The organism is Candidatus Dadabacteria bacterium (assembly GCA_009840385.1).
GTDB lineage: Bacteria > Desulfobacterota_D > UBA1144 > Nemesobacterales > Nemesobacteraceae > Nemesobacter > Nemesobacter australis.
Map to the genome: position 1 here is coordinate 26,017 of VXNX01000006.1, position 14,149 is coordinate 40,165.

General features: G+C 49.8%; 10 protein-coding genes. 9 read left to right on the forward strand and 1 reads right to left on the reverse strand.

The genetic code is table 11. The features are described from left to right. Nucleotides 1-327: 327 nt before the first annotated feature. Nucleotides 328-534 (reverse strand): hypothetical protein, encoded by a 207-nt coding sequence (locus tag F4X55_02645; protein MYC39899.1) that lies wholly within the window; start codon nucleotides 532-534, stop codon nucleotides 328-330. Between the two features lie 272 nt (nucleotides 535-806). Between F4X55_02645 and F4X55_02650 the strand changes: the two genes are divergently transcribed. From F4X55_02650 to F4X55_02690, 9 genes are all read left to right on the forward strand, one after another. Then, a complete protein-coding gene (locus F4X55_02650) occupies nucleotides 807-2,783 on the forward strand; it encodes an AAA family ATPase (protein MYC39900.1) in 1,977 nt (658 codons plus the stop codon). Nucleotides 2,784-2,957: 174 nt separating this feature from the next. Beyond that, complete coding sequence (locus F4X55_02655) at nucleotides 2,958-3,206, forward strand: hypothetical protein (protein ID MYC39901.1); 249 nt, start codon at nucleotides 2,958-2,960, stop codon at nucleotides 3,204-3,206. Between the two features lie 39 nt (nucleotides 3,207-3,245). Further along, nucleotides 3,246-3,581, forward strand: a complete 336-nt coding sequence (locus F4X55_02660) for a hypothetical protein (protein ID MYC39902.1) — start codon at nucleotides 3,246-3,248, stop codon at nucleotides 3,579-3,581. 353 nt (nucleotides 3,582-3,934) lie between these two features. Further along, entirely contained in the window at nucleotides 3,935-5,953 is a 2,019-nt protein-coding gene (uvrB, locus tag F4X55_02665) for an excinuclease ABC subunit UvrB (GenBank protein MYC39903.1), read from the forward strand. A 122-nt stretch (nucleotides 5,954-6,075) separates the two neighbouring features. Continuing rightward, nucleotides 6,076-9,120 carry a hypothetical protein gene (locus tag F4X55_02670; protein ID MYC39904.1) on the forward strand — a complete coding sequence of 1,015 codons (3,045 nt, stop codon included), beginning with the start codon at nucleotides 6,076-6,078 and terminating at the stop codon, nucleotides 9,118-9,120. Between the two features lie 272 nt (nucleotides 9,121-9,392). After that, on the forward strand, nucleotides 9,393-9,881 hold the full coding sequence (locus F4X55_02675; GenBank protein MYC39905.1) for a ribosome maturation factor RimP: 489 nt from the start codon (nucleotides 9,393-9,395) through the stop codon (nucleotides 9,879-9,881). Next, nucleotides 9,878-11,233, forward strand: coding sequence for a transcription termination/antitermination protein NusA (gene nusA, locus F4X55_02680; GenBank protein MYC39906.1), 1,356 nt, complete (start codon nucleotides 9,878-9,880; stop codon nucleotides 11,231-11,233). Before F4X55_02675 ends, nusA begins: the two co-directional genes overlap by 4 nt. 42 nt (nucleotides 11,234-11,275) lie before the next feature. Next, a complete protein-coding gene (gene infB / locus F4X55_02685) occupies nucleotides 11,276-13,843 on the forward strand; it encodes a translation initiation factor IF-2 (GenBank protein ID MYC39907.1) in 2,568 nt (855 codons plus the stop codon). A gap of 14 nt (nucleotides 13,844-13,857) precedes the next feature. After that, on the forward strand, nucleotides 13,858-14,148 hold the full coding sequence (locus F4X55_02690) for a DUF503 domain-containing protein (GenBank protein ID MYC39908.1): 291 nt from the start codon (nucleotides 13,858-13,860) through the stop codon (nucleotides 14,146-14,148). The last annotated feature ends 1 nt before the right edge of the window (nucleotide 14,149 follow it).

Genomic DNA, 14,149 nt, shown 5'->3' on the forward strand with positions numbered 1-14,149 from the left:
GGATGAACAGTCTGCGAGGCTGTATTTTGAGGAAGAGCGTTGGGGGAAGGGGGCGTTATTGCCCGCATTGCGGAAGCGTGAGAACTTCCGAAATCAAGAATCACAAACCTATGCCCTATCGGTGCAAGGATTGTCGCAAGTATTTCAGCGTCCGGACAAACAGCGTGCTTGCCGAGAGCAGGGTTCCTCTTCACGAATGGATTCTGGCTGTTTTCCTGATGACTACGAATCTTAAAGGTGTATCAAGTTACAAGCTGACGAGAGCTATTTTGGCGGTCGCTTTAGAACATGCACGCTTCAAGAAGAATGTTCATAGGAGGAGCTGGGCTAACGGACAAAACTCCCGTAGTCGGCGGAAAATCCCGCAAGACGAAGAAGGTCAAGGTCACCCTCCGTAACACCTTTCACTTCTTCTGCGAATCTGAAGCATTCATTAAAAACCAAGTAAGCCCTGTCGCCACATTTTGCCTTTGTCTCGGCGTAAACCACCCCCGTGACCGCAAACAAGGTCACAAAAATCAACAATATTCTCATAGCAATCTCCTAAGTATTTGGGGTTAACAGAGGTGGCACAGGGTGCCTCGAACGTGGGTGTCGGGTCCTGCTGACATTCAAGAGACTTGAAAGTTCCGCTTATTTCCCGGATGGGTGTTGTATTGTGGCGGAGACCCGACATGGGGCGGGTTCTCCTGAATGTCAGCATTCTGACTGTAGCACACCAAGGCAGGATAATCCATGAGAATTTCGCAATCTTGATAAACACCTTTGGTTGCGTATAATGGAACCCGATATAAGAGAGGGAAAAGATGAAACTTAGAAAATTTACAGTAAAAGAATTTAGAAGCATTTGGGACTCGAATGCTATCGAAGTTGATGACAAGGTAACCTGTCTGGTCGGCAAAAATGAATCTGGCAAAACAGCGTTACTCCACGCACTATATAGAACTAACCCGATTATTGCCAAGGATGCTCTCTTTGACGAAACCTACGATTATCCAAAGCGTGAAGTTGAAGATTACCGGCTCAGCATTCAAAACGGAGAACGCAAAGAAGCTGTAGTTGTTGAAAGCGTATATGATCTCGAAGAGGATGACATAGAGATTGTTTCCGAAAAGTTCGGGCCAGATGCTTTAAAAGAATCTTTTTTTACTCTTAGTACATATTATGGCGAACGAAACAGACAATTTCGCCTAGAAGCTAACGACAAAGCAGCAATTATGTATCTGTCTAAAAACCCTGATCTTCCAATTCCTTTATCAGAAAAGTTAGTAGCGACAAACAATTGGGATGAGTTTATACAAATACTGCGAGATGCAGAGACAGAACAAACGGAAACTGTTTCTAACTTATTAGAATTAGCCGAAAAGATTGAAGAAGGAGAAAATCTGGCACATTACATCTATAATTCCTTGCTTCGTCCTCGCATACCTAAGTTCCTGTATTTTGACGAATACTATCAGATGCAGGGTTGTGCAAACATTAATGCGTTGATTCAACGAGAAGAAGAAGGACAACTAGAGGGTTCTGATCGCCCTCTTCTTGGACTTATAAGCCTTGCACGGCTCAATGTAAATGAACTTGTTAACATCACCAACACTACAGAACTCAAAAACAAACTGGAAGGTGCAAGCAATCATCTTACCAGACGCATAATGAAATACTGGTCGCAAAATAAACATATCAGAATAAGGTTTGATGTTCGCGACGCAAAGTCGAGAGACCCACAAGGCATGCAAGAAGGGGTTAATATATGGGGTGAGATTTATGACACGATGCATTTAGCACACACACCATTAGGTTCTAGGTCCCGAGGTTTTGTCTGGTTTTTCTCGTTTTTAGCTTGGTATGAGAGCGTCAAAAAGAAACAACAGAATGTAATTTTATTGCTTGATGAACCAGGGCTTTCGTTGCATGGACGTGCACAAGCTGACTTGCTTGAATACTTTGAAGCGGAACTTTCCGACCACCAACTTATATATTCAACGCATTCTCCCTTTATGGTTGACCCACAACATTTTGATCGTGTTCGGATTGTCCAAGATTTAAGCATTGACGCTGATCAAGAATTGCCAAGAGAAGAAGACGGCACAAAAGTCTTAACTAACGTTTTTGACGCAACAGAGGATAGCCTTTTTCCTCTACAAGGTGCTCTTGGATATGAAATACAACAAACGCTTTTTATTGGACCTAATTGTCTGATAGTCGAAGGACCCTCCGATATGTTCTACATTCGAGCGATTTCCTGTGAGCTTGAACGTGAGGGCCGGGAAGGTTTGTCGGAGAAATGGGTTATCACGCCGGTTGGAGGTAGCGGAAAAGTCCCTGCTTTTGTTTCTCTTCTTGCTCCCCAAAAGGGCTTGAATGTCACCACCTTGTTAGACATCAAGAAAAAAGATAAGCAGATTATCGAGGATTTATATAAAAAGAAGTTGCTTAAGAAGAAACAGGTTCTGACTTATGCCGAGTTCATAGGCAAAAAAGAGGCTGATATAGAGGACTTGTTTGATCGTGAATTTTATGTTGGACTTCTGAATGCCGAGTTTAAGAGGGAGTTGAAAAAACCTATAGATCCATCGAAACTAAACGAAAGGGTGCCGAGAATACTTAAAGCCATAGAAGATCATCTTTCTGAAAACCCCTCTGCCTTCAAATCAGGCTCTTTTAGCCATTATCGTCCAGCACAATACTTTACCGAAAATATAACTTACCTGTGGGAAACAATCTCTAGTGAAACGAAAGACACATTTGAAGGTGTTTTTCAAAAACTCAATAATTTACTATAACATTACCGAACCAAGTTTGGGACTCTAACTCGCTTCATATTCAATCTCTCTCTGAGGTCATCTTCCTCAGCACCGAACTCGTCTAGTATTTCTTTGGTTGAGCTTATGTCGTAATCTTGAGAAGCATCCTTTGCCGGGTACAATCCCCGCCAACAAGCTTAGGAGGTTTTTAATATGAGAGGAAAAGAGACGAAATATTACAAGCTCCGTATCCGTCTGAATGAAGTGGAAGGAGACTTCACCACCGCTTATTACTATATAAGGGATATAGGGATAATCACTGACAGCGAGGAACTGGCAACACCAATTCCAGAAGAAGATATCCCCCAAGCTATGGAGGCAATCAAAAAATTTTACCCCAAAGCTACGCCAACTAGTAATCCTGTAGGGACTTGCGTGGGAAGTGTATGGGATCTTCCGTGATTGCTTAGGGAACCATGTAACCAAACTTAGGAGAGTGCTATGACAGAACCACTGCGACTAAAATGGCAACGTTGTCGTTTTAGTGATTCAGGTTTTCGCCACTTAGAAAGAATCAGTGGCGTATGTGTAATATGGGAGAAAGAACCAGGAAGAGTCATTTATGTTGGTAGAGGGAATCTAGAGGAACGTGTCAGTAAACAGCTTAACGATAAGAACGAACTTACTTCCCTCGTTTCTAGGGGAAACACTTGGGTTTTTTATGCTGAAGTGGCAGAAGAGAAACAAGCGGGAGTCGAGAACTTCCTGATTCAACACTATGAACCGACCTACGGACAGATTGAAGTAAACCTACCCGATTTCCATTTGCTTCCGTAAGTCTTTAAGCTTATTGCAAAGCCTGTAATAGACAAAATACAGAACAGGTTCTTCACCCAAGTCAGTTGCCTTGTATCTTGTCTCGACCAGCCTATGAAATTCAGGGAGTTTTTCCTTAATCTCTTTGTCTATATTAACCAGAACTGCTTCTTGCAACTTGCTGTCTTGAATCTCTGATAATACTTTCATTTTCTACCTTGGTCTCGATCCGGGATCATACCCTTCAGGCCAAGTTTCTCAAGAGGCTTGGATAGTTAAGTATGTTATCCCCTTTCCTAAGTTTATCTTTTTCCTATAAATCTTTTATGAAGAATTCGGGATAGGTAGGTGTGTGAGTTAGAATAGTCCAAGAGATGGATCCTAGGAAATCTTTGTTTAATCTCAAAAGCCCCTTTGAACCCAAGGGAGATCAGCCCCAGGCCATCTCCGCTCTGGGCGAAGGACTGAGACGCGGACACAAGGATCAGGTCCTCCTCGGAGTTACGGGAAGCGGCAAGACCTTCACCATAGCCCACGTTATCCGCGACGCGGGACGTCCCACCCTGATACTTGTTCACAACAAGACCCTGGCCGCCCAGATATACGCGGAACTGCGCGATTTTTTCCCCGACAACGAAGTTCACTACTTCGTGAGCTACTACGACTACTACCAGCCCGAAGCCTATATACCGGAGACCGACACGTACATAGAAAAGGACGCCTCGATAAACGAATACATAGACCGCATGCGCCACGCCGCCACCAAGGCTCTTTTCAGACGAAGGGACGTGATAATCGTTTCAAGCGTTTCGGCTATCTACGGGATCGGGGCGCCCAAGGTTTATTACGGCATGCTTACCGAAATCGAAGTGGGAATGGAGATCTCAAGAAACGATTTTGCCCTGAGGCTTGAGGAGGTACGTTACGAAAGAAAGATTGATGAGCTTGACAGAGGCACTTACAGGGTGAGGGGTGACGTGGTGGATGTATTCCCTTCGCATGAGGAATCGGTTGCGCTCAGGGTCGAGTTTTTCGGGGACTCAATCGAGACGATACGCGCTATAGACCCGCTGAGCGGCCGGTCGGTCGGGGACGTGCGGGAAGTTTCCATTTTTCCTGGCTCGCATTACGTGGCTCCCAAAAGCATTCTTGAAGAGGCCGTGGAGAGCATAGGCAGGGAGCTTGAGCAGAGGCTCGCTGAGCTCAGGGGACGTGGCATGGAACTTGAGGCCGACCGTCTTGAGGAAAGAACCAGGTTTGATCTTGAACTGCTCGATACCATGGGCTTCTGTCCCGGCATCGAGAATTACTCGAGGTATATCTCGGGGCGGCGTCCCGGAGACCCTCCTTACACGCTTCTTGATTATTTCCCGGAAGACTTTCTCTGCGTGATCGACGAGAGTCACCAGATGGTTCCGCAGCTGCGGGGTATGTACCTTGGTGACAGGAGCAGAAAGCTTTCTCTGGTTGAAAACGGTTTCAGGCTTCCTTCCGCGTTTGATAACCGTCCCCTTAATTTTGAGGAGTTCGAGAGGAAGGTCGGGCAGGTTGTATACGTCTCGGCCACCCCGGGTCCCTATGAACTCGGACAGGCGGGCGGCAACATTGTCGAGCAGATAATACGCCCGACGGGGCTTGCGGACCCGCTGATTGAAATCCGCCCCGCCCAGAACCAGGTGGACGATCTGTTCGATGAACTGAGAAAAGTGGCTGACGGGGGGCAGAGAGCGCTCGTTACGACGCTTACCAAGAAAATGGCCGAGGACCTTACGGACTATTACAGGGAGCTTGGCCTGCGGGTTGAGTACCTGCATTCGGAGATTGACACCCTAGAGAGGATAAGGATCGTGAGGGATCTGCGAGCCGCCAGGTTCGACATTCTGATCGGAATAAACCTGCTGCGGGAGGGGCTCGATATCCCCGAGGTTTCTCTCGTCGCCGTGCTTGACGCCGACAAGGAAGGGTACCTTCGTTCAGAGACGTCGCTTGTTCAGATTTTCGGCCGGGCCGCGAGAAACGTTTCAGGCAGGGCGATTCTCTACGCGGACGCGATAACCGGATCGATGCGTGCCGCCATGGCGGAAACCCGCAGAAGAAGAAGTATCCAGATGGAATACAACGCGGAAAACAATATAGTTCCCAGAAGCATCGAAAAGAACATAACCGACGTACTGGGCTCCATATACGAGTCTGACTACCTCAAGATTTCCGGTACGGATGAAGAGGACCTCCTCGATATGCCTCCGAACAAGATTCCAGAGGCCGTAGCCAAGCTTTCAAGGGAGATGAAGTCTGCCGCGAAGAAACTTGAATTCGAAAAGGCCGCCGAATTCAGAAACAGGATAAAGAAACTTCAGGAGCTGGAACTCAAATACGCTGAAGGGGTCGCGTGACAATCGGGTATTTCAGCGCCATTAACCATACATTTCCTTGACAATGCTAGGGGGGTAGAATGGGGCAATTAGGTATAAACAGGCCGTTCTATCTGGTAGCATATAAAGAAGAGAGGTCTAGGATGCTGTTATCTGGGGTTATTGTCAGGAAATCCATTCCTGTTTTCTTTGAAATGAGGTCAGCCGCCGTATCATTTCTTATTGCCGGCGTGCTTGTCCTCGCCCTGATTCTGGTCGGGTGTGGCGGCGACACCGTGCCTTCTGAATCTCCCGATTCCTACAATCCCGCGCACGGAGGTGTTGACCCCGATGACCCCGCGCCCGCAGACCCCTGTATTTCCCCGAGGGCTCTTGACAATCCTTCGTGTCCAGATCTACCTTCCGTGGTACACACGACGCGACTGGATCAATCCATCACCTTCGACATACGGAGTGACCCTCTGAATGACCGGATTCTGAGGCAGCCCCAGCAGGGGACGGTGATTTTGAATGCCGACGGCTCCGTTACCTACTCCCCCGCACCCGGGGCTTTGGGAGAAGACAGCTTCGAAATCGAAATTAACGGAAGCCCACGGGAGATTACCATTGACAACAACCTCGCTTATGAAGGCCAGATTGAGGGCGAGGTGGGCTATTTCGGCAACGTTGAAGTTCTGTTGACGGGGGAGGGAGTTTTGGAAACCGCATCGCCGGACTCTTCTGGCAGGTTCAAGTTCTATGCGTTGCCGGACGGCGACTATGTAGTCAAGGTGCGGAAAGCGGGCTACACATCGTCGCTTGCCCGGGCGTTCAGCCTGGATATCAAGCGGCATAGACCTTCGCGTGGTGGGATCGACCGATTTGTTCTGGAACCGATCGATTCGGATACTTTTGTGTACCATTGGGAGGAAGATCAAAGTGCGGCCGGCTATGATTATGCGGCCCATGTGAACCAGCCCGTGGTTGTGGAGTTTTTGGATGAGCAGGTTGAGGTGGTTGATGAAGCGTCAGCCAGCAAGCTCCATCACGACTACAACATCTTGCTGGTCGATTCGGAAAGCGGTTCATGGACACAAGAGCATGCATATCGCCTTCTCGAAACTATGAAGTCCATCCCGCAGAAGCGGCGGGACCCCTATAGGGAACAAAGTCTTCCCGCCAGCAGGTGGCTTCTCACTTCCGACCACTTGGGGGATGACATCCGGATTACACATCATGAAGACGAAGACTACAGGACCGTTCTCATTTCCGAAGAAGCCTTCGTCAATGCCAGTCCCCGGATTGCCAGGGTTGAAGGCAAGCGAGGCGTCTACTACTCGCAACGCCTGCACCACGCGCTGGTGCGTTTCGTCACGGATAACGGCAGGGATGAAGAGGCGTACGAAGGGATTTTCCGCTCGCGTTACGGAGTCACTACCCGCATACCGGATTATGCCCGGCTTACCCGATCCACCACTGGCGAGTCCGCGTCGCGCTTTCAGAAGTTTCATCCCGAAGAGATCATCCAATTGATCAATATGTTTGAGGAAATGCCCAGGGGGATGCACAAACTGCCTGAACTGCAGTATCTGGTGCGACGCTTGGACGGCACGCTGCACCCTATATATTCTGAGGCGCCTGCGGTGGCTTGGCCCGATGACGGCTATATCGAGTTCATGGAAAGCGGGTTCAGCAACTTTTCCGCTAACTATATCCATCGCCTCATCATTCACGAAAAAGCGCATTTCCTGTGGGCCCACCGGTTCGACGAGCAACTCAAGCAGGACTGGATCGAACTAGGTGGCTGGTACCAAGACCCGGAAAGCTCAAGCGGCTGGTCGACTAGCAAACAAACGGAGTTTGTCTCCGCTTACGCCCACTTAGTAAATCCGGATGAGGACATGGCCGAGTCCATTTCCTACTTCATCGTAAATCCCGACAGGCTGAAATCCCGGGCCATCGGCAAGTACGAGTTCGTCCGCGACCGCATCATGCAAGGCAACATCTACATCTCCGCCATCCGGGAAGACCTGACTTTTGAGGTATACAACCTGTATCCCGACTACGTCTATCCGGGCAAGATCCGGAGAGTTGATATTGTGGTCGAGGGGAATCCGGATGACGACAAGACAATCCATGTGGAAATTGAGTTGCATGCTCTCGATGAGGAATTGGAAGGAGCGAAACACGCCTATATGCGCATTTTCAGCGAGACCGGCACCTGGGTGGACCTGTACCTCTACCCCGCGAATGCGAAAGGCACGGTGCTCAACGGCAGCTTTGCTCTCAGCAAGCACACCAAAGCTGGTTACTGGCGGCCGGATCAGATCGTCATCACAGATGCGGCTGGCAACGAGCGGTTCGAAGGGGTGAATGACTTTGGGTGGAAACTCTACGTCGGCAACCTGCTGGAGGATGTCACCGCTCCCGAGTATGTGCGCAATACGGCGTCACTGAGCAAGAGCGTAACGAGCTTGGAAGGCCGGGAGGTTCAGTTGATTCACGCAACCTGGAAGGTTGATGAGGACACGGCAATGCGGGGACGGGGACCTTGCTATGCCAGCCTGAATGATGATTTTCTGCAGACCTACAGCTACCAAGCATGGGGTTTGTATGACTCAGCCAGCAGGCTGTGTATGGTGGACTTTGTTATGCCTCACTACATGCCGAGTTCCATCTACAGGATGAATTACATCTACATGATCGATGAAGCACTGAATGCAAAGGGAGTTTACTTCACCCATCCCGGACACGTTCTGCGTCCAGAGGAAAGCATTGTGGATGAAACGCCCCGGCAAATTAGACTGGTAACCGACAATCCGGACCTCCAACCCCCTGAGTTGGATGTTAACGGCATTCAGATCAGTGCCGAGCCCACCTATCCGGACGCGCCCAATGGCGAAACTCTGGTGACTATCACTTTTCGCGTCAGGGACAACATATCTGGTTACGAGGTCGCAAGCATGCAGCTACGCGACCCACAGGGCATCGAGCATTATGGCTATCACTATTCTAGAGATCGCTCCCGATTATTCCCAGAAGATAACCCCACCCATTGGACCACTCACACCCGGACGGTGCTTCTGCCGCCGGGTTCCGCGCCCGGTACTTGGGGGCTGGCCGAGATGACGATTGAGGATCGGGCGGGCAACTTCCGGCGCTACGATTTCACCGAGATTATCCACTTCGAAGTATTAGACGAGAGTTGAATCGCTTATCATCGCGCACCAGCGGCCGCTGCCCTTGACCGTCGCAGATTCGCTACGCCTCGTCTCAACGCCTATTGAATAAATACAGTTCCTGAAGAGGTAGAATCGACAGGTCAAGTCATAATTACCCAATTTAATTTGCCAGCTACGCCAATCGGGTATTTTCTTGCCGATTTTTTTGTTTTATGTAGAATTAAAGCGTCTTTTGGAAAGAGTGGGTCTTTACCCGCTCTTTTTTTGTTGAAGGGTTTAAAAGAGACGGAGAGACTGCTGTGCAAGAGGCATACGGCGAGCTTGAAAAAGCGATTTTGGAAGTTCTTCACCCGATTGTGGAGGAGAATTCCTGCGAGTTTGTGGATATAAAGTACCTGAGGGAAAGAGGGGGCAGGGTTTTGAGGATATTCCTTGATAAAGAGGGCGGAGTTACAGTCGATGACTGCGCGAACGTAAGCAGGGAACTTGGCGTCGTTCTAGATGCCTACGACATAATGCCTAAGCATTCTTACACCCTTGAGGTTTCTTCTCCAGGTCTCAGAAGGCCGCTTAACAGGCAGAGCGACTACGAGAGGTTCAAGGGAAGAAAGGTGAAGATAAAAACCACGGATCCGGTCGAAGACAGAAGGGTCTTTTCTGGAACGCTTCTCGGAATGAGAGGAGAAATGATCTTGGTGGAAGTCGAGGGTCGTTCGTACAGCGTGCCTTTCGGCTCCGTCAGCAGGGCGAACTTGGAAATTGATTTTGGGAAAGGAGCGAGAAAATGATTACGGAACTAACAAGGGTTATAGATTCCGTAGGGAAAGACAAGGGCATTGATAGAGAGCGCATAATAAGCGCGGTTGAGGAAGCGGTTCTGTCCGCGGCTGAGAAGCTTCTCAAGTCAAAGAACCAGGACAAGGAACTTGACGTCTACTATAACCCCGAGGAGGGAGAGGTGGAGCTTTTTGAGTACAAGGAGGTCGTGGAGACCGTAACCGAACCCGAGCTTGAGATCTCTCTTGCGGAAGCGTCCGAACTTGATCCCGAAACCGAACTTGGCGACATGATAGGCGTCAAGATAAGTCCCGAATACACGAGAATAGCGATTCACAATGCGAAGCAGAAGGTTCTACAGAAACTCAAGGAGGCCGAGGGCAAGGTTATATACGAGGAGTTTATCGGCAGGAAAGGAACCATAATCGGCGGCATAGTAAGAAGGATCGACAGAAGGCACATAATAGTCGATCTGGGAAGAGTTGAAGCCGTCCTGCCCCCGGAACAGCAGGTCCCAAGAGAATATTACAAGATGAAGGAAAGAATACGGGCCGTGCTTCTTGACATAAGGGAGTCGCCCCGCGGGGAGCCGAGGCTTATACTGTCGAGGGCTCACGTGAGTTTCGTGACGAGGCTCTTTGAATCTGAAGTTCCCGAGATCGCGGAGAATATAGTGGAGATAAAGGCGATCTCCAGGGATCCCGGCGGAAGAACGAAGATAGCCGTGGCGTCAAACGATTCGGATGTGGATGCTGTCGGCGCCTGCGTGGGCATGAGGGGCTCCAGGGTGCAGAGCATCATCCAGGAGCTCAGGGGAGAGAAGGTTGATATAGTTCCCTGGTCAGAAGATCCCGCACGCTACGTCTGCAACGCCCTTTCTCCGGCTGTCGTCAACAAGGTTGTCATTGATGAGAACAGCCGCTCAATGGAGGTTATAGTCGACGATGACCAGCTTTCTCTTGCCATCGGAAGGAAGGGGCAAAACGTAAGGCTCGCGTCGCAGCTTACCGAGTGGAAAATTGATATAAAAACCGAATCCAGGGTCAAACAGGAACAGCAGGAGGTGCTTTCCCTTCTTACGAGTCTGCCGTCTGTGAGCGAGGTTACAGCGAGCCTGCTTTATAATGACGGGTTCTATTCCCTCGAACACATAGCTTTTTGCGAGCCGGATGTGCTCATGAAGGTGGGGAGCCTCAGTGAAGAAGAGGTTTCCACGCTCCAGAAAGCGGCCCGCGTGGCGCTTATGGAAAAGCTTGAGGAAATGCCTGTCGAAAGCGAGGCCGAAGCGGCTTCGGACGGAGAAGAGGTTCAACCATCATCGCCTAGTGACGAAGAGGTAGGAGATTTGGGAAAGGGCGACTAGGAAAAACCACAGCCCCGCAGGGGGAACAGACTTTTTTGAAATATGCCTAAAGTCAGAATACATCAGATAGCCAAAGAACTGGGAGTAAGCAGTAAAGAGGTAATAGCCCAGAGTGCGAAACTTGGAATGAAAGTTACGAGTCATCAAAACGTAGTCTCGAAAATAGATGCCGATAAAATAAGAAAGGCATTTGTTCCCGTAATTCCCGAAGACGATTCCCAAAAAACAGTGGAGAAGCAGAAGGAAACCGTAAAGGTTTTCAAATCCGAAACGGGCGACTTCGTTGAAAGAAGAACGGGTTCCAGGGTTATCAGAAGAAGAAAGAAGGTTGTAAAACCGGAGCCCGAGGAGGTAAAAGAGGCCGCCCCGGTCGCCGCAGAAGCTGCGGAGGCTCCCCCGGATCTCGAAATTCCCGCCCCGCCCGAGTCCGTGGAGGCAGAGGTGGTCGAAGTTCCGAGCGCCGAGAGCGAAGCGGCACCCGAAGAGGCGCTGGAAGTCGCACCGCCGCCCGAAGCCGGGGTCGAGGTTCCGCAGGAAGACGATATTGAGCTTAAGCCCGAACCGTCCCCCGAACCCGAAAAAATCGTCGAGGAAACAGATGAGCGGGAAGCGCCAAAGCAGCCGAAGAAGAAAGCAAGAAAAACCAAGGTCCTAAAAGAGGAGATACACGATGAAGAGACCCTCGAGCAGCTTAAAAGGGCGTTTCGGACCAAGGTTCCGAGCAGAAAAGAATACGTAATACAGAACAAGAAACCCAAGCTTAGGCAGAATTTTGACGGAGCCGGAAAAAACAGGGGGGCTTACCCGGCCGACGGCCAGGACGCGCGAGTTCTTCCCGTTTCCCCTGTCCATACTTCGAAGAGGAACATAAAGGTCGGCGAAACGATAGTGGTTTCCGATCTTGCGAAGCTGATGAGCGTGAAGGCGTCGGAAGTCGTTAAGAAGCTCATGACCATGGGTACGGGTGCCACGATCAACCAGTCGATTGACAGCGATACAGCTGAACTTGTCGCCGATGAATTTGGCTTTAACGTGACCGTTGAGAGATTTGTCGAGGAGGACCTGCTTTTTGATCAAGACGAATCGCAGGACACAGAGAAAATGCCGCGTCCGCCGGTGGTTACGGTCATGGGGCATGTTGACCACGGCAAGACTACCCTTCTTGACTCTATAAGGGAAACCGATGTTGTCGCGGGAGAGGCCGGCGGAATAACGCAGCACATAGGCGCCTACGCGGTGAAGATAAAAGATTCAACCATAGCCTTCGTGGATACGCCGGGCCACGAGGCGTTTACTTCAATGCGAGCTCGCGGCGCAAGCATAACGGATATAGTCATTCTGGTCGTGGCGGCGGATGACGGAGTAATGCCCCAGACGGTTGAAGCTGTAAACCATGCTAAGGCGGCCGGAGTTCCGATCATAGTGGCCATAAACAAAGTAGACAAGGAAGGCGCGGATATTGAAAAAATCAGGAGGGAACTTTCCGAAATAGGTCTCATATCGGAACAGTGGGGAGGAGACACGCTTTTTGCTGAGGTCTCCGCGAAAAAGAAAAAGGGTATAAGCGAACTCCTTGAACTGGTGCTGCTCCAAGCCGACATACTTGAACTCAAGGCGTCGCCCGATAAAAAGGCAAACGGCGTGGTGGTAGAGGCTGAACTTGACAAGGGCAGGGGAGCCGTCTCCACGGTTATCGTGAAGGAAGGGACTCTTCGGGTCGGAGATTGCGTCGTATCGGGAGTTCACAGCGGAAAAATAAGAGCTCTCACCGACGACAAGGGCAAAACGGTAAAAAGCGTCGGCCCTTCGCTGCCGGTCAAGATAATGGGTCTTTCGGGAGTTGCCGAAGCCGGGGAAAAATTCCACGTAGTAAAGGATGAAAAGACCGCCAGGGAGATAACCTCTCACCGCCAGAGCAAGATCAGGTCCCGCAAGGTGATTGCCACTCCGAAACTTTCGCTTGAGGATCTTTTCAATTCCATTGAGAACGAAGAAGCCAAGGAACTTTCACTCATAATAAAGGCGGATACCCAGGGATCGGTCGAGGCGCTCAGGGACTCCGTTGAGAAACTCTCGACCGAGAAGTGCAGGGTTAAGATCGTTCACTCCGGAGCGGGAGGGATAAACGAAACAGACGTGGTTCTGGCAAGCGCGTCAAACGCGGTGGTGATAGGGTTTAACGTCCGCCCGGATGCGAATGCGCTTAGGATTTCTGAGAAAGAAGGAGTTTCCCTTGAGCTTCATTCCATAATTTACGATGTTGTGAACCGGATAAAAAGCGCGATGGAGGGACTTCTCGAGCCCTTGCAGAAGGAAGTCGTGGTTGCCCATATGGATGTCAAGGAGCTTTTCCACGTGTCGAGGGTGGGAACTATCGCCGGATGCATGGTTTCTGACGGAAAGGTAAGCAGGGACAACAGCATCAGGGTGGTTCGGGATGGTACGATCGTTTTTGACGGCAAGGTAAGTTCTCTTAGACGTTTCAAGGAAGACGTGAAAGAGGTTCTCTCTGGATACGAATGCGGTATAACGATAGAGAATTTCAACGACGTGAAGCAAGGTGATGTCTTTGAACTCTATAAGCTCGAGGAGATAAAACAGGAGCTTTGATATCTAGGTCTTAAATGGTTGTGGGCATAGCGAGATTTGAACTCTACATGTCGGGCAACAGGTCTTTGAAAGATAAAAGGCGCCTGATCAAAAGCCTTGTGGAAAGAGCAAGGTCAAAATTCCCGAGCCTATCCATGACTGAAGTTGATTCCCTGGACCTAAAAGACAAGGCTACTATAGGGCTTGGATACGTTTCCAACGATGCCTCTCTGGTAAATTCTGTTCTGGACAAAGTGATTTCCTATATTGAAAGCACGGGAAATTTCCGCATGGGGGAGAAAGAGATAGAGATCCTCCATTTCTAGG